The organism is Streptomyces sp. SID4985, assembly GCF_009863025.1.
Taxonomy (GTDB): domain Bacteria; phylum Actinomycetota; class Actinomycetes; order Streptomycetales; family Streptomycetaceae; genus Streptomyces.
The window spans coordinates 1-15,860 of sequence record NZ_WWIR01000582.1 but is presented as its reverse complement, the minus strand read 5'-3'; the positions used below and the strand labels follow the sequence as shown (position 1 = coordinate 15,860).

The window sequence follows — 15,860 nt, the reverse complement described above, 5'->3', positions numbered from 1 at the left end:
ACGGGCACGGGTCCGCAGGGGGCGTGTGACCCCCGCGGACCCGTGTGCGCCCGAGTGGTGTTACGCGTCCGTGCCGCCGAAGCGCTCCTTGTACGTCTCCAGGTCCTCGTCCGTCAGCTTGGCGAAGAGGACCGGGGGGACGGTGAAGGGGGTGCCGGTGGGGACCGCGGAGAGGGACTTGGCCTCTTCCTGGGTGATCCAGGTGGCGGTGTCCTCCGGGAGGGAGAACGCCGCGCGCATTGCCGCCGAGGAGGCCGGGATGAAGGGTTCCGAGACCACCGCGTAGAGGTGGATCAGGTTCATCGCCGTGCGCAGGGTGAGGGCCGCGCCGTCCTTGTCGGTCTTGATCTCCAGCCAGGGGGCCTTCTCCTCCAGGTAGGAGTTGCCGGCCGACCACAGGGCGCGCAGGGCGGCGGCCGCCTTGCGGAACTGGAGCGCCTCCATCTGGGTCTCGTACTCCGCGAGCAGCCCGGCGATCTCCTCGCCCAGGCGCGCCTCCGCCTCGCCGGGCTCGCCGCCCGCCGGGACCTCGTCGCCGAAGCGCTTGCGGGAGAAGGACAGGACGCGGTTGACGAAGTTGCCCAGCGTGTCCGCCAGGTCCTTGTTCACCGTCGCGGTGAAGTGCTCCCACGTGAAGGACGAGTCGTCCGACTCGGGGGCGTTGGCGATCAGGAAGTAGCGCCAGTAGTCGGCGGGCAGGATGTCGAGGGCCTGGTCCGTGAAGACGCCGCGCTTCTGCGAGGTGGAGAACTTGCCGCCGTAGTACGTCAGCCAGTTGAACGCCTTGACGTAGTCGACCTTCTTCCACGGCTCCCGCACACCCAGCTCGGTCGCCGGGAACATCACCGTGTGGAACGGGACGTTGTCCTTCGCCATGAACTGCGTGTAGCGGACGGCGTCGTCGGCTTCGTACCACCAGGACTTCCAGTCCCGGTTCTCCGGGTCCTGGTCCGCCCACTCCTTCGTCGCGCCGATGTACTCGATCGGGGCGTCGAACCAGACGTAGAAGACCTTGCCCTCGGCCGCCAGCTCCGGCCAGGTGTCCGCCGGGACGGGCACGCCCCAGTCAAGGTCACGGGTGATCGCGCGGTCGTGCAGGCCCTCGGTCAGCCACTTGCGGGCGATGGAGGACGCCAGCTGCGGCCAGTCCTGCTCGTGCCGGGCCACCCACTCCTCGACCTCGTGCTGGAGCTTGGACTGCAGCAGGAAGAGGTGCTTGGTCTCGCGGACCTCCAGGTCCGTGGAGCCGGAGATCGCGCTGCGCGGGTTGATCAGGTCCGTCGGGTCCAGCACGCGGGTGCAGTTCTCGCACTGGTCGCCGCGGGCCTTGTCGTAGCCGCAGTGCGGGCAGGTGCCCTCCACGTAGCGGTCCGGCAGGAAGCGGCCGTCGGTGGGCGAGTAGACCTGGCGGATCGCCCGCTCTTCGATGAAGCCGTTCTCGTTCAGCTTCCGCGCGAAGTGCTGGGTGATGTCCCGGTTCTCGGCGGAGGAGCTGCGGCCGAAGTAGTCGAAGGCGAGCGCGAAGCCGTCGTAGACCGTCTTCTGCGCGTCGTGCGCCTGGGCGCAGAACTCGTCCACCGCCAGGCCCCGCTCCTTGGCGGCCAGCTCGGCGGGGGTGCCGTGCTCGTCGGTCGCGCAGATGTACAGGACGTCGTGGCCGCGCTGGCGGAGGTACCGGGAGTACACGTCCGCCGGGAGCATGGACCCCACCATGTTGCCCAGGTGCTTGATCCCGTTGATGTACGGAAGGGCGCTGGTGATGAGGTGTCGAGCCATCGGGGGCTGCTCCCAGGTCGCTACGGGTACGAACCTTGAAATCGTAGCCGACGTGTGTATGCCGCCCGCCTCCCGTTTTACGGGGTGGACGCGGGCGGCATACGGGGATCTGGGGGCTGCGGGTTCCCTTACGGGCGCCAGCCTGCCAGTACGCCTTCGTACAGCTCGGCGTCCGTCAGCTCGCGGGGGGTCGGGCCCGCGTGGAAGAAGGACGTGTTCGGGGTCTTCAGCTTGCGGAGGTAGTCGAAGGCCTTGTTGTCGTGCTCACCGAAGGCGACGAAGGAGAAGAAGACGTTCGGGTGGGTCTTCGCGGCGTTCGTCAGGGCCTGGGTGGCGGGGGTCTTCGCGTCCGGGGCGCCGTCCGTCTGGAAGATCACGAGGGCCTTGTCGGCGGGGGTGTGGTGCTTGTCGTAGTGGGCGAGTACGGCTTCCACGGCGGCGTGGTAGCTGGTACGGCCCATGCGGCCGAGGGTGGCGTGCATGTCGTCGACGGTCTGCGTGGTGTCGGGGGTGAGGTCCGTGGTGCCGTCCACCTCCGTCGAGAAGAAGACGACGTGGATGGCGGGCGTGGCCTTGTCCAGCTCCGCCGCGAGGGCGAGGGCCTGGTCGGCCAGGGCCTGGGCGGAGCCGTCCTTGTAGTACGGGCGCATGCTCGCGGAGCGGTCGAGGACGAGGTAGGTCTTCGCGGGGGTGGTGGCGAGGTCGGCTTTTGCGAGGGCGGTGGTGGCGGGGGTGTCGTTGGCGGGGGTTGCCTGGGCCTGGTCCGCCTCGGCTTCGCCTTCGGCGGCGGTCTGGTTCCCACCCGCACGGTTCTCGCCTTCGGCGGGGGCGGGGTGCTTGGCCTGGTCCGCCTCGGCTTCGCCATCGGCGGCGGTCTGGTTCCCACCCGCACCACCCGTGCGGCTTTCGTTGTCGGGTGCGGGTGGCCCCTGCGGGGTGTCCTCGCCGTCGGCGGCCTCGGGTGCGGTGGTGGCCTCGGCGGCCTCGGCCTGCGACTCTTCGGCGGCCTCGGGGCGCGTCTGCTGCGCGAGCTCGGGCTGCGTCGCCTGCGCGGGTTCCGGCTGTGCCTCCTGCGCGGCCTTGGCCTGCGGCTCTTCGGCGGGCTCGGGCTCCGCTTCCTGGGCGGGCTCGGGCTGCGTCGCCTGCGCGGGCTCGGCCTGCGTCTCCGGCTCGGTGGCCTCGGACACGACCGTGATGTCGAGTTCGCTCGCCTCGATCTCCGTGCGCTGCGCGGGCACCTGGGGCGTGGTCTCCGTGACCTCGGGCTCGCTCGGCTCCGCCGGGGCCGTCACCGCAGCCTCGGTGACCTCGGCGTTCTCCGGCTCGGTCGGCTCGGCGGTCGCCGTCTCCGGCTCCGCCCGCTGCTCAGGCACCTCGACGTTCTCCGCCTCGGCCACGGCCTCCGCGACCTCGGTCTCCGCCTGCTGCTCAGCGATCTCGGTGGCCGTCTCGCTCGGCTCCGCCGTGGCGGCCGCCGTCTCCGGGGCCTCGGCATCGCCCGGCTCGGCTGCGGTCGCCGCTCCCGCGTCCTTCGTCTCGTCCGTCTTCGCCGGGACCGCCGACGCCTCGGTGATCTCGGGCTCGTCCGGCTCCGCGGTAACAGCCACCTCCGCGACCTCAGCCTCAGCCAGCTCAGCCGTAACCGTCGCTTCCGCGACCTCGGATTCCTTCGCCTCCGCCGCAACCGCAACCTCGGCCGCAGCTTCCGTGACCTCGGACTCGCTCGGCTCCAGCGCGACCTCGGCCTCGTGCAGCTCACGCGTCTCAGCGGCGACCACCGACGCCTCGGCGATCTCGGCTTCCTTCGGCTCCGCAGTCGCGGTGGTCTCGGTGGTCTCGGGCTCGCCCGGCTCCGCCGTAACCGCTTCCTCCGCGACCGCGGCTTCACGCGGCTCCGCCGTAACCGACGCCTCCGCCACCTCGGCCGACTCAGCCGCCCCCGCGACCTCAACCTCGTCCGGCTCCGCCGTAACAGCCGTCTCCGCGACCTCAGCCTCAGCCGCAACCGCCGACTCAGCCGTACCCCGGGTCTCCGCTCCACCGGCCAGCTGCCTCGGCACGGTCACCTCGTCGAACGCCGCCGAAACCAGCTCGTGTTCGCGGGGTTCCGGGACGGCAGGCGCATTCTCTGGGTCGGCGGGACGCTCTTTGCGGCGGCCGAACGCGTTCCTCAGGAGAGTGAGAATGCCCATGTGCGCAACCCTTCGCGTGAGTTGATGCCGATCGCTGGCCAGGACGGACACGTAAGGTTAGCGGCCCTGAGGCGCGGGTTCCGGCCGCACCGGGGGTGTCGTCAGTGGGGTGTCGCGATCGCGCGGGCGGCGGCGACCTCTTGGCGGAGCGGCTCAAGGACGCTGTCGGAGGGTCCGGTGAGGTCGGTGCGGACGGCGGTGAGGGTGTCGGTCTGCCGTACGGATTCGGCCAGTTCACGGAGTTGGCGGGCGACATGGTGGACCTCGGCGGGGGCGGGCGGAGCCGCGCCGTGGCGTACGCGGACCCGGGCCGCGGTCGTCGCGTCGACGATGCGTTCCACGGCCACCACCAGCGGCCACCAGGCCGCCGCACGGCGTCCCGTGGGCGGTGGTTCGGTCAGGGCGCGCTGGAACTCCGTCCGGATGGTGGACAGATCGCGGTACAGGCGGCGCCGCATCCGGGTGCGGGCGGACGGCGCCGTGTCGGCGCCGAACGCCGCCTCGACGTACGCCGCCGTGTCGGCCACCGCGTCCGCGAGCCGGTCGCCGACCCGGCTGTGCCAGCTCTCCGGCCACAGCAGATACCCGGCGACGAGCGCGATCCCGCAGCCCATCAGGGAGTCGAGGAGCCGGGGCAGGAGCAGATGGACGCCCTGGTGGTTGAGGATGTCGGAGAGGAGCAGGATGACCGGGGTGATCGCGGCGGTCTGGTAGCCGTAGCCGCGCGGGGTGAGGGCCGGGACCAGCGGGGCCAGCACCATCATCACCGGGACGTCCCACCAGCCCAGCGGCACTTCGGCCAGTACCGCCGCCGCCAGTACGAGGCCCACCACCGTGCCCAGCGCCCGCAGCAGCGCGCGGGAGAACACCGAGCCGAAGTCGGGCTTGAGGACGAAGGTGATGGTCAGCGCGACCCAGTACGAGCGGGGGACGGGCACCAGGGAGACCAGGGCCTGCGCGATGCCGATACACAGGGCCAGACGCAGGCCGTAGCGCCAGGAGTTGGCGGACAGGACGACGTTGCGCGCGGCCCGCGACGTGCGAACGCGCAGCGGTACGGCGTGGTCGTCCACGCCGAGCGGGTCCACGTGCGGGGCCGCGACCACCTCGACGGCGTGCCGCAGCGCGTGGTCGAGGGCGCGGGCGGTCTCCGTGGTCGGCGGGGGCGGCTCGGGCAGGTCCAGCCGGCCGGTACGGCCCGCCGCCACGTCGGCGGCCAGGCGGCGCACCGTCTCCGGGACCTCCGGGGGCAGCGGTTTGCCGGTGAGGTCGACGGCGGGCGCCGCCTCGATCACCGGCGTGATCGCGTTCAACTGGGCGATCAGCCGGGTGAGTTCCGGGCTGCGCGCGTGGTGCAGGGCGCGGTGGCCGAGGAGGACGTCGTACGCCTGGTTCAGCGCGCGGGTGACGTCGAAGCGGGCGGCGACGTACCGCTCGGGGGGTCCGCCGCAGGCGGCCAGCAGGTCGGCGACCCTGCGGTAGCCGAGGGCGACGGAGCCGCGTTCGGGCACCCCGGCGCGCAGCGGCCAGGCGAGCAGGGCGAGCGCCAGGACCAGCAGTCCGCCGCCGGTCATCAGCAGCGGCGCCAGCCACCAGGGGCGCGGCAGCGGCAGGCCCGCGCCGACGACGCAGTTGAGCAGGAGCAGCAGGCCCGACACGGAGGCCACCGTGCCGATGGTCGAGATCATCCCGGAGACCAGCGCGACACCGGTGACGACCACGACCGCCGCCCAGCCCTGCCCGAAGACGAGCGTGCCGAGGATGACGCCGACGGCGCCGATGAGCTGGGGTACGGCGATGGTGATGACGCGCATCCGGTAGGCGTCGGCGGTGTCGCCGATGACGCCGTTGAGCGCGCCCATGGAGGCGAGCGCGCCGTACGCGGGGTAGCCGAGCGCGAACCCGAGCGCCAGCGGGAGGGCCAGGGCGATGGAGGCCCGGGCCACGGCGGCCCAGTTGACCGGCGCGGGCTGCGCGCGGAGGTTCCGTACCAGCCAGTCGGGAGGGGTGAGGCCGATCGGGAGCTCTCGGGACATGCGCCCATTATGGTCGCTTCGCCCGATGAGCCCCCGGTCCCGCGTCTACGCGTCCACTTCCGCCACCTCCGCCAGGAACGCCCCCAGCACCCGGTTGAACTCCTCCGGGCGCTCCAGGTTCGGCAGATGCGCCGCGCCGGGTACGACGTGCAGCCGCGCGTCCGCCAGCGCCGCGTGTATCGCCTCCGCGTCCGCGACCGGTGTGTACGTGTCGTCGACGCCGGTGATCACCAGGGTGGGCGTGGTGAGCCCGGCGAGCAGCGGCCGGTAGTCGGGGCGGGCCGCGCGGCCGCGCAGGGAGGCGGCGGCGCCCTCGGGATCGGTGCCGGTCATCATCCGGTGCACATGCGCCTTGACCTCGGGCTCGGCATACGGCGCGACCATCCGCTCCAGCACCTCGTCGGCGTACCCGGCCATCCCCTCCGCGAGCAGCCGGTCGGCCATGGCGTGCCGGGACCGTACGCCCTCGGGGGTCTCCGGCTTGGGGAAGGTGTCCGCGAGGACGAGACCCCGGACGCGGGCATCGAACCGCCCCACGCACTCCATGGCGATCTGCCCGCCCATGGAGAGCCCGGCGAGCACGAAGACGCTCACCCCGAGGTGGTCGAGCAGGCTCTCGATGTCGCGCGCGTGCCGGGAGAGCGGGACCGTGCCGGGGGTCACCGGGGAGGCGCCGTACCCGCGCAGATCGGGGACGATCACCCGGCGCCCGGCGGAGAACTCCGCGAGCTGCGGGGCCCACATCGTGCGGTCGAAGGGGTGGCCGTGGACGAGGACCAGGGGCAGGCGGCCGTTTTCGGGGCCTTTGTCGTCGTATGCGAGGAAGGGGGGCATGGGTCCGACCCTAGGAGTCGCGTCCGGCTCGGTGCAATGAAATCTTTGCCCTCGGTGCAATGGGAATACGTCGCTGGACAAGGGGAGTTGTGGACGACTATCGCCGGATCGCCGACCGGATCGCCGCCGACATCGCGCGGGGGCGGCTGTGGGTGGGCCAACAGCTGCCGCCACAACGGGCGTTCTCCCGCCGCCACGGCATCGCCGCGTCCACCGCCGAGCGGGTGTACGGCGAACTCGCCCGCCGGGGACTGGTGGTGGGCGAGGTAGGGCGGGGCACGTTCGTACGCGCCACGGTGCCGGACGCGCAGCCGGGGCACGCGCTGACGGAGACCTCCTGCGGTCCCGCGACGGTGAACCTGGAGCTGAACTACCCCTGTGTGGAAGGCCAGTCGGAGCTGCTGGCCCCCGTCCTCGCCGAACTCCTGCGCCCCGACGCCCTCTCTGAGGCGCTGCGCCTGCCCGCCCCGGCGGCGGGGACGGAAGCGGCGAGGGAGGCGTTCGCCGGACTGCTTCCCCGGGGCTCCCAGGACCCCGACGGAATTGTCTTCACCGGCAACGCCCGCCAGGCCATCGCCGCCACCCTCGCCTCCCTGGTCCGCCCCGGCGGCCGGATCGGCGTCGAACTGCTGACGTATCCGCTGGTGAGAGAGGTCGCGGCCCGCCTCGGCGCCACGCTGGTCCCGCTGGCCACGGACGAACGCGGCCCCCTCCCCGCGTCCCTCGCCACCGCACACCGCTCGGCGCCGCTGTCGGCGCTCTACCTCCAGCCGACGCTGCACAACCCGACGTCACTGACGCTGGACGCGGAGCGCAGATCTGAACTGGCCCAGCTGATCGTGGACTTGGGGATACCGGTGGTGGAGGACCGCGTGTGGTCCTTCCTTCACGAGGACGACGAGCCGCCGTTCTCGGTGCTCCTCCCCGGCCTCGGCCACGTCGTCGACAGCCTGTCCAAGCGGATCGCCCCGGGCCTCACCGTCGGCTTCGCCGCCGTACCGCCCGCGCGGGCCGGTGAGGTGGCACGGGCGGTGCGGTCCGGGGGCTGGAGCGCGGGGTCGCTGGCCCTGGAGGCGGCTGTGCGGTGGATCGGCGACGGCACGGCGGACCGCCTGGCGGCGGCGAAGCGCGCGGATGCCCGTCACCGCCAACTCCTCGCCACCCAGGCCCTGTCCGGCTTCCCCCTGCTCACCGACCCGTCCTCCTACTACACCTGGTGGCCCCTCCCCACCCCCTGGCGCGCGGACACCTTCACGGCGGCGGCCCGCGCCCGGGGAATCGCGGTGACACCGGGCACCGCCTTCGCCGTGTCCCCGGCGCATACCCCGGACGCGGTACGGCTGGGGCTCGGCTCGGTGTCGGAGGGGGAACTGGTGCGGGCGCTTGGGGTGTTGGCGGAGGTCGCGCGAGAATTCCCGCTCGACGGTTCGGGGAGCGTCAGGTCCAGGTGAGGTGTTCGCCGCCCGGGCCGACGTGCAGGGTCATTCGCTCGGCCCCAGGGCGGCCGTCCTTGGTCCAGCGCAGTAGTTGCCGGGAGACGACGTCCCAGAGCCGTTCCGGGCCGCCCTGCCGGACATGCCACGTACCGTCGCTCTCGTGCAGCGCGGCCCATGAGCCCGACGAGACATCCAGGAACAGATGCTCCAGGTGTCCGTCGCGCTCCAGGACGATCCGTTGGGTGCGGGGGGCCGCGAAGCGGGCGATGAAACGGGGTGTCCAGTCGTCCAGGAGGTTCGCTCCCACCTCGGTCTCCTCGGCTTCGGCATTGCGCGTGTCCGGCAGCAGGCCCAGGGGTGGGGCCTCGTGCGGCCGGGCGAGCATGAAGGACACCTGGCCACCGAGCACGGGGCCGGTGGCCGTGCCGTCATCGGAGACCGTGAGGCGGACAAGTTCGGAGGCGCCCGTCCAGCCGCCCACGGTGGCCAGAATCTCGCCGCCGGGCCTGGTCTGCTCGATCCAGTCCCGGGGGATGTGGTGGACGCCGCACGTGGCGATGATCCGGTCGTACGGAGCGCCTTCCGCGTGGCCGAGCAGACCGTCGCCGACCACCAGCTCGGGGTGGAGACCGACACCGGCCAGCGAGACGCCCGCGCGGACCGAGACGCCGGGATCGACCTCGACGGATGTCACGCTCTCGGAGCCGAGCGCATGGCACATCAGAGCGGTGGAGTAGCCGGTGCCGGTGCCGATCTCCAATACCCGCGCCCGCGGTTCCGGCTCGGCGCGGCACACGCGCAGCTCCTCGAGCATCCGCACCACGAGGCTCGGCAGCGTCGAGGACGACGTGGGGATCTGCCGGATGCGCCCTTCGACGTCCCGCGGTACGACCTCGCCGGCCACCTGGGTCACGAGGGTGTCGTCGTCGTAGATGCGCCGGAGATCCTCGGCGCCCCTCGGGAAGCGCGGTCGGTACCAGCCGCCGTCCTCGTACTCGAACCAGCCGTCTCCGAGGAACGCCTCGCGGGGGACACCGAGGACGGCAGCCCCCCACGCCTCGCTACGCAGTGCGCCCATCGCCCTGAGCCGGTGCGCGAGTTCGTCGCGTAGCTTCTCCGAGTCCGGGAACTCAGCACTCATGGTCACTCGCCCTTCTCCAGCAGATCAGCGATGGACGAGGCGATGGGGAGACCGGTCGCATGCTCCAGCCACGCCCACTGCCCATTGGGGTTGCACTCCAGGAACCACCAGCCGCCATCGGTCGACAGAGCGAAGTCGAAGGCCCCGAAACCGAGGCCGAAGACGGAGAGAAAGCGGAGGAGTGCCTGCCGGATCTCGCCGGGGCAGTCCACCGCCTCGTACGTCAGGTGCCGGTACTCGGCCCGCCAGTCGACAACTCCTTCCGGCGCCGTGATGCGGGCACAGAACACGTCCTCGCCCACGACCACCACGCGGACGTCGGCGGACTTGTCGACGCGCTCCTGGAAGAGATGCGCGCAGCCCGATACGCGGTCGTCGATCTCCCGGCTCGCCACTTCGGCAGCCCAGATACCCGCAGGCTCCCCGTGCACGCTGTACGAACCAGCGTGCAGGGGCTTGTAGATGGTCGGCTGTTCCGCCGCGAAGGCGTGCGCTTCCGCCGGGTTGTTGGTGAGGAGGGTCCTCGGCACCGACAACCCGAGCCGTTTCGCCTCGGCGAGCTGTGCGGGTTTGTACTCGGCCCGCGCGATGGCCTGCGGATGGCTGAGGTACAGACAGTTCGGGAGGGACGCCAGTACCCCGCCCAGACCGCGTCGGTTCTCCTGGGCGGCGAACCGCTGTGCCTGGTCCTCGCTGTCGTACCCCTGATAGAGGCTGGGGCGGCGGTGATACAACGCCCGGACCTCCTCCAGCGCGGTCGTGCGGCCGTGTGCGGTCAGCCGACCGGACCAGCCCCCTTGCTCCGCGTACGCCGTGAGGCCGACCTTGTCCGGGAAGTCCCGGCCGGGGTCGAACCGTACGACGGGTACGCGGCGACGGTTCAGCTCGGCTATCACCAGGTCGGCGGTGGCGTCCTCGTCCTCGGTCGCCACCAGCACCGCGCGCCCGGAAGTCACGACTGGCCCTCGTCCTGCGTGGCGTCGTGGCCGCTGTCGGCGTCCTGCTTGCCGTCCTTGCTGACCTGTGTCGGCGGGTAGGTGTTGACGCTCGTCCCGTGCTTGCCGAGTTCGGCGGGTACCAGGGCGCCGTCGCCGTTCACCCAGCGACCCGTCTGCGTCTCGGGGTCGATTCCCGCGTAGCGGTAGGTGCCGGGAGTGCCGTTGCGGAGGGGGACCAGGCGAGCCAGGCCCCACGGGGGCGGCACCGGGGTTTCGGCAGTCGTCGTTCCGAGCACGGGAGTCTCCTTTGCGGTGGAGGGCGCCAGGTGGGCCGGGCGTATCCACGGGACGACCGGCGACCGTCCCCATTCGTGACCATTCAGGCACACAAAGTTAGAAGCGGAGGGGTCGGCCTGCCAGTCGCGCAGTGATGCGCTTTCGGTGACAGAACGTCAGAACTGCATCGCCGCAGTGCAGTTAGAGGAAGAGTCCCAGGTGGGTGCCGACCTCGCGCATCTCGGTGGTCAGGGTCCGCCGCTTCTTGGTGATTTCCTCGAAAGTGACGGCGGCGGACGCCTGGTGGCGGAACCACTCGGGCGCGGCGCGGTCCGCGGCGGCCAGTTCTTCCATCGCGGCGGTCAGGTCGCCCGAGCGGACGTGGGCGCGGGCCAGGTCCAGGCGATAGCGGTTGCCGTCATTGGTGCTCGGGCCGCCGAGCTTCTTCCAGTTCTTCTCCTGGAGGTTCGGCTCCTCGCCGGACTTGCGGACCACGGACCGGGCGTCGCCCGCGATCATGAAGTCCTCCAGCTCCTTCATGGTGGCCGTGACCGGACCGAACATGGACCAGTGGCGCAGGAGGTTCCTGTGTGTCCTGCCCACGGCCTTCGCGGCGGTCCCGGCGGCCTTCCGCATGGCCTTGGCCGCGTCGGGCCGGTTGTTCCGGACGGCCGCGGCCGCAGCCTCCATGGCCAGGCCGCCCCAGGTCGCGTACTGGTCGTCCGAGGCCCCCATGATCTTGGGTTCCACGACATCCATCGTGGCGACGGCGATGTCCTCCGCCTCGTCGAAGCGCTCGGTCCGTACCAGCAGCCAGCACATCCCGCCGACCCCGGACGCGGCGGCCAGGTCGTCCCCGGCGGCCCGACCGTCCTCGATGGCGCGTCGGGCCGCCACATGGGCGAGGTCGTACTGCCGGATCTGCGTCAGATACCGCCCCACCAGGTTCATGACCCGCGAGCGGGCCACCAGCGCCGCTGCGCGGGCGTCGCCCGAGTCGAACCAGGCCACCGCGTCATCGGCCGCCCTGATGAGCACGGGAAGCTCCGAGGCGATGCTCGCGTAGGTGTCCGCGAAGTACAGGACGGAGTTGTCGTGGGTCATGCGGCGCAGGCGGCGCAGATCCGGTTCGTCACCGGCCGGGGCGTGCGTCCGGCCGAGGCCGAGCGCGGGCGTGAGCGCGATGCGCAGGGCGCGCAGGTTCCGGCTGTTCGGGTCCTCGTGCGGGACCGGCTGCGGCGGTCCGGCCGCCATCAGGTCCGATGTCCGCACTCCAAGAGCCCGGGCGAGACCGTGCAGGGTCTCCATGCGGACCCCGCTGTGCCCTTGCTCGATCTTTCGTACGGGCCCCACCGAGAGGCCGGCCCGGTGCGCGAGCTGCTCCTGGCTCCAGCCCTTGGCGCGCCGGAGCCGTTTCAGGTTCTCCGCGAGTTCGTCCGACATGCGTCATCACTCCTCTCCGTCAGCGTACGCCGACGCGGCACACGCCAAGTCGCCTTCTGGGCAAGGGTGGAGAGGGGGGGTGATTCGGGGTCAGGGAGCGGTCGACGGCATGGCGACTTCCAGCTCGGGGAGTCCCAGGAAGCGGGTGATCGCCGCCACCGTGCGTTCCTCGTGGTCGCGTTCGTCGGCCTCGGTGAGGGGGCCGGTCAGGCGGGCCTCGGTGAGGGCCGGGAGGAAGTGGTCCGGGGCGTGGCCGGTTCCGTCGCCGAGGGACTCGAAGGTGAGGGCGGTGTGGAGGCGGCCGTCGCGGTAGTACTCGAACCAGGGGCCGTGGGCCTTCGCCAGGCACGGTTCGGTGATGAAGACCGCCAGTTCGGCGCCGGGCGGGCACAGGGCGGTGTAGTGGGCGCCCGCGTAGTCGCCGGTGGCGCCACAGTCCCAGGCGTGCATGTCGTGCATCAGGACGCCCCAGTCGTCGCCCTTGCCGTACGCGCGGGGGCGTCGGTGCTGGCCGAGCAGGCCGCGGGTGAGCGAGTCCAGGCAAGTGCCGCGGAAGAAGACGACGTTGGTCTCCTCGCCGGTCATCCAGCGGCCGTGTATCCAGCCGAGGGGTCCGTCTATCCAGTGCCTCATGCGGTGCACGGTAGGTCCGGGCACTGACAGCGCTCGGCGCTCAGACCTGGGCCCGGGACTCAGACCTGCGCCCGGCCGTCCTCCTGGACCTGGTCCGGGGACGTGGGCGGTCGGTTCTTGCGCTTCTCCTCGGGCTTCCGGGGCTCCTCCGGGCGCGCCCGGCGCCGGGTCAGCCAGGTCGTCAGGGCCACCGTGACGCCCAGGGTGAGCAGGAGCCAGGAGACCGTGCGGAGGGTGGCGGTGAGGGTGTCGTAGACGGCGGCGGCGACCGGGTGGGGGACGTCGGGCGGGAGGTCGGCCAGGGTGAGGGCGCGGCCGACGGTGAGGGCGAGGGCGAGCAGGGCGCCGCCGAGGGCCGTGCCGAGCGAGGTCGCGACGATCGCGCGGCGGCGGCTGACGGCGAGGGCGATCCCGGCCGAGGCGAGCACGACGGCCGCCACCGGCAGCCAGAAACCGGCGACTTCCAGCATGTGGTACCCCTTGCGGAACCGGGTCAGGTCGCCCGCCGGGAGCACCGGGACGACGGTGTGCTGGACCGGGATGCGGGCGGCGAGCGGTACATGGTCCCGGGTGAGCTGCTGCTTGACCCGGGCGGTGACGGGGGCGAGGTCGACGGTGACGGCGGCGCCCGGTGCCCCGGTGGCCGGGCCCTCGTCGCGCAGCGCGCGCAGCACCGCGTCGTGGGTGATCCGGTTGCCGGTGTCCCAGGCCAGCCGGAAGGCGGGGGTGCGGGTGAAGGAGCGGACCGCGTCGCGTACGAAGGGCCGTACCGAGGCCCGTACCGGGCTCATGTCCATGCGCTGGTCCGCCGCGCGCAGGATGCCGTCCCCGACCGCCTCCGCGATGGCCTCCCGTACGTCGGGATCGGCGGCGAGCGGCGCCATGGTGGTGACGTAGCGGCCCGTGTCGGTGAGCGTGTACGCCGCCCAGGCCGCCGTCGCGCCGAACGGCACGAGGAGGCAGGCCAGCGCGATCAGCGCGGCTGACACGACGCTCCGGAAACGAGGGGACACCCTTCCAGGCAAGGGCTGGCGGGGGTGGCGCGCGAGCGGGGGCGGGCGTACGGGGGAATGCGGCGGCACCCGGGGGAACCCTCACGCCCGTGGACCCCGGCCGGGCGGGCCGGGGTCCACGGGCGTGAGGGATCGGCGCGGGGTCAGTGGACGCGGTGTCCCGCCGCGTCCTCGCGGGTGTAGAAGCGGTAGAAGAACACGATGAACGTCACCACCGCGACCGCGATCGAGTTCCCCACCGAGCGGTAGATCGAGTCGCCGGTCTGGCTGTAGAGGAAGCCGAACGAGCAGCCGATGAACACCGCCCAAGCCGCCGCGTGCAGCTCGCGCCGCAGCCGGGGGGCCACGGTCAGCAGGGCGATGAGCACGACCGCGAACACGAGGGCCGTGAGGAACCCGAAGAGCAGGTTCCAGCCGGTGATGGGGCCGCCGGAGCGCCGGTTGGCCGCCGCCCAGTAGCCGTAGATCAGCCCGAGCAGGACCGGTACGACGATCCTGAGCATCCGGTGGGTGCGGGCGTCGAGCACGTTGGGCGTCGGCCCGGTGCGGGCCGGGCCGCCCCGGCCGGAGGTACGGGCGCCGCCGGTCCGCGCGCCGGGCGCGGGTGCCGCGTGAGCCATGAGAGCGCTCCTCTCGCCTGGCATCTCGCCTGACGTCGTCCGACATCGCGTGACGTCACCTGATGCCGCTCCACACTCCAGAGCACACCGGGGGCGGCGGCCCGGCAAGTCGACAGGGCGGGGCGCCTCCCCGGCGCCCGGATGCGCGCGCGGTGTGTCCGTGCTTCGCTGAGGCACACGGAGGGCCCGGCCGTCCGGACGCGGACGGGTTCGTGACGGAGGGCCTCGTGAAGCGGATCGACCACCTGGACCAGCGGGAGTGGCTCCGGGTCGGCGGGTGCGGAGTGGCCTGGCTGGTGCCGCTGCTGCTGCTCGTCGCCCTCGCGGCGGTGGACCTCACGACCGGGGAGCGGTTCCGGGTGGTCTCCTGGATCGTCCTGGTGCCCAGCGTCGCCGCCGCGCTGTGCGGGGTGGGGACGACCGTGGTGTTCGCCCTGCTGTCGCTGGCCACGTACGTCGCCGTGGACACCGCTTTCCCGGATCCGTACCGGGCCGGGAACGCCGACTTCGTGCTGGTCGCGCTCGGCGGCGCGCTGGCCGTCGTCGCCGCCGAGCTGCGGGCCCGCCGGGAGCGGCGCGAGGGCCACATGCGGGACATCGCGGAGACGACCCGCCGTACGGTGCTGCGCCCGCTGCCCCCGGGCTGGGCGGGACTGGAGCACGCGGGGGTGTATCTGGCCGCCGACACCGACGCGCGGGTCGGCGGCGACTTCTACGACATCCAGCCGGGCCCGCACGGCACCCGGGTCCTCGTCGGCGACGTGCAGGGCAAGGGGCTCGGCGCGGTGGAGACGGCGGCGGCGCTGCTCGGCACCTTCCGCGAGGCGGCGTACCACGAGCCCGACCTCGCGACCGTCGCCGACCGGCTGGAGATCCGCATGTACCGCCACCGCGGCCACACCGCCGCGCTCGGCCGCTACGACGGCGAGCGCTTCGCCACCGCCGTCCTGCTCGGCTTCTCGGAACGGCACGGCGACACGGTCGAGGTCATCAACTTCGGCCACGAGGCGCCCCTGGCCGTCGGCCCCCACGGCGTACGCCCCCTCCCCGGCACCGAACGCCTCCCGATCGGCTTCGGCCATCTGACGGGGGACCTGGCGGGCGGCCTGACGGGTGACCCGGCGGGCGGTCCGGCCAACACCCCGTCCGACACCCCGGCGGAGGCCCCGATGGCAGTCCCCGCCCCCGAACTCCACCCCGACGAGACCCTTCTCGTCGTCACCGACGGCGTCACCGAGGCCCGCGACCGCAGCGGAGAGTTCTACGCGCTCGTACGCGAGCTGGACCGGGCCGTCACCCGTGACCCGGGGCGCGCCGCGCCGGACCGGCTGGTGCGGGCCGTGCGGGACGGGGTGCTGCGGCACACGCGGGGGCGGCTCGCCGACGACACCACCGTGTTCGCGGTACGGCGGCTGCCGGACGCGTCCGGGTAGGCGGACGTTCGCCGTCCCGGGCCCGCCCCAGCCCCCGCCGTCCCGGCCCACCCCCGCAAGGGGGACCTTCCCCGTCCCCGGCGTGCCCC

The 15,860-nt window shown here is 72.5% G+C and carries 13 protein-coding genes; 2 read left to right on the top strand and 11 right to left on the bottom strand.

The window, feature by feature from the left end; genetic code table 11:
* Positions 1–60 precede the first annotated feature (60 nt).
* From metG to GTW40_RS24880, 4 genes are all read right to left on the bottom strand, one after another.
* On the bottom strand, positions 61–1,776 hold the full coding sequence (metG, locus tag GTW40_RS24895) for a methionine--tRNA ligase (RefSeq protein ID WP_161182403.1): 1,716 nt from the start codon (positions 1,774–1,776) through the stop codon (positions 61–63).
* A 128-nt stretch (positions 1,777–1,904) separates the two neighbouring features.
* Positions 1,905–3,968, bottom strand: a complete 2,064-nt coding sequence (locus GTW40_RS24890) for a VWA domain-containing protein (RefSeq protein ID WP_161182402.1) — start codon at positions 3,966–3,968, stop codon at positions 1,905–1,907.
* Between the two features lie 101 nt (positions 3,969–4,069).
* Positions 4,070–6,004, bottom strand: coding sequence for an FUSC family protein (locus tag GTW40_RS24885; RefSeq protein ID WP_161182401.1), 1,935 nt, complete (start codon positions 6,002–6,004; stop codon positions 4,070–4,072).
* A 45-nt stretch (positions 6,005–6,049) separates the two neighbouring features.
* Entirely contained in the window at positions 6,050–6,838 is a 789-nt protein-coding gene (locus GTW40_RS24880; RefSeq protein ID WP_161182400.1) for an alpha/beta fold hydrolase, read from the bottom strand.
* An 89-nt stretch (positions 6,839–6,927) separates the two neighbouring features.
* On the opposite strand from GTW40_RS24880, the gene GTW40_RS24875 reads away from it, so the two are divergent.
* A complete protein-coding gene (locus tag GTW40_RS24875; RefSeq protein ID WP_161182399.1) occupies positions 6,928–8,289 on the top strand; it encodes a PLP-dependent aminotransferase family protein in 1,362 nt (453 codons plus the stop codon).
* Here GTW40_RS24875 and tgmC read toward each other — a convergent pair.
* From tgmC to GTW40_RS24840, 7 genes are all read right to left on the bottom strand, one after another.
* Positions 8,276–9,415 carry an ATP-grasp peptide maturase system methyltransferase gene (tgmC, locus tag GTW40_RS24870; protein WP_161182398.1) on the bottom strand — a complete coding sequence of 380 codons (1,140 nt, stop codon included), beginning with the start codon at positions 9,413–9,415 and terminating at the stop codon, positions 8,276–8,278. The two genes, GTW40_RS24875 and tgmC, sit on opposite strands and share 14 nt — an antisense overlap.
* A 2-nt stretch (positions 9,416–9,417) precedes the next feature.
* Positions 9,418–10,371, bottom strand: coding sequence for an ATP-grasp ribosomal peptide maturase (gene tgmB / locus GTW40_RS24865; protein ID WP_161182397.1), 954 nt, complete (start codon positions 10,369–10,371; stop codon positions 9,418–9,420).
* A complete protein-coding gene (gene tgmA / locus GTW40_RS24860) occupies positions 10,368–10,649 on the bottom strand; it encodes a putative ATP-grasp-modified RiPP (protein WP_161182396.1) in 282 nt (93 codons plus the stop codon). Before tgmA ends, tgmB begins: the two co-directional genes overlap by 4 nt.
* Before the next feature lie 181 nt (positions 10,650–10,830).
* Complete coding sequence (locus GTW40_RS24855) at positions 10,831–12,072, bottom strand: helix-turn-helix transcriptional regulator (protein ID WP_161182395.1); 1,242 nt, start codon at positions 12,070–12,072, stop codon at positions 10,831–10,833.
* Between the two features lie 90 nt (positions 12,073–12,162).
* Entirely contained in the window at positions 12,163–12,705 is a 543-nt protein-coding gene (locus GTW40_RS24850; RefSeq protein WP_161182394.1) for a hypothetical protein, read from the bottom strand.
* A 59-nt stretch (positions 12,706–12,764) separates the two neighbouring features.
* Positions 12,765–13,718, bottom strand: coding sequence for a hypothetical protein (locus GTW40_RS24845; RefSeq protein ID WP_161182393.1), 954 nt, complete (start codon positions 13,716–13,718; stop codon positions 12,765–12,767).
* A 143-nt stretch (positions 13,719–13,861) separates the two neighbouring features.
* Positions 13,862–14,338, bottom strand: a complete 477-nt coding sequence (locus tag GTW40_RS24840) for a hypothetical protein (protein WP_202486385.1) — start codon at positions 14,336–14,338, stop codon at positions 13,862–13,864.
* A 212-nt stretch (positions 14,339–14,550) separates the two neighbouring features.
* Between GTW40_RS24840 and GTW40_RS24835 the strand changes: the two genes are divergently transcribed.
* Positions 14,551–15,771: a PP2C family protein-serine/threonine phosphatase gene (locus tag GTW40_RS24835; protein ID WP_343245780.1), complete on the top strand. Its 1,221-nt coding sequence runs from the start codon at positions 14,551–14,553 to the stop codon at positions 15,769–15,771.
* The last annotated feature ends 89 nt before the right edge of the window (positions 15,772–15,860 follow it).

Bases quoted from the DNA above. Each gene is read 5' to 3' on its own strand.
- metG (WP_161182403.1), bottom strand. From the start codon at position 1,776: ATGGCTCGACACCTCATCACCAGCGCCCTTCCGTACATCAACGGGATC.
- tgmC (WP_161182398.1), bottom strand. From the start codon at position 9,415: ATGAGTGCTGAGTTCCCGGACTCGGAGAAGCTACGCGACGAACTCGCG.
- GTW40_RS24880 (WP_161182400.1), bottom strand. From the start codon at position 6,838: ATGCCCCCCTTCCTCGCATACGACGACAAAGGCCCCGAAAACGGCCGC.
- GTW40_RS24890 (WP_161182402.1), bottom strand. From the start codon at position 3,968: ATGGGCATTCTCACTCTCCTGAGGAACGCGTTCGGCCGCCGCAAAGAG.
- GTW40_RS24850 (WP_161182394.1), bottom strand. From the start codon at position 12,705: ATGAGGCACTGGATAGACGGACCCCTCGGCTGGATACACGGCCGCTGG.
- GTW40_RS24855 (WP_161182395.1), bottom strand. From the start codon at position 12,072: ATGTCGGACGAACTCGCGGAGAACCTGAAACGGCTCCGGCGCGCCAAG.
- GTW40_RS24885 (WP_161182401.1), bottom strand. From the start codon at position 6,004: ATGTCCCGAGAGCTCCCGATCGGCCTCACCCCTCCCGACTGGCTGGTA.
- GTW40_RS24840 (WP_202486385.1), bottom strand. From the start codon at position 14,338: ATGGCTCACGCGGCACCCGCGCCCGGCGCGCGGACCGGCGGCGCCCGT.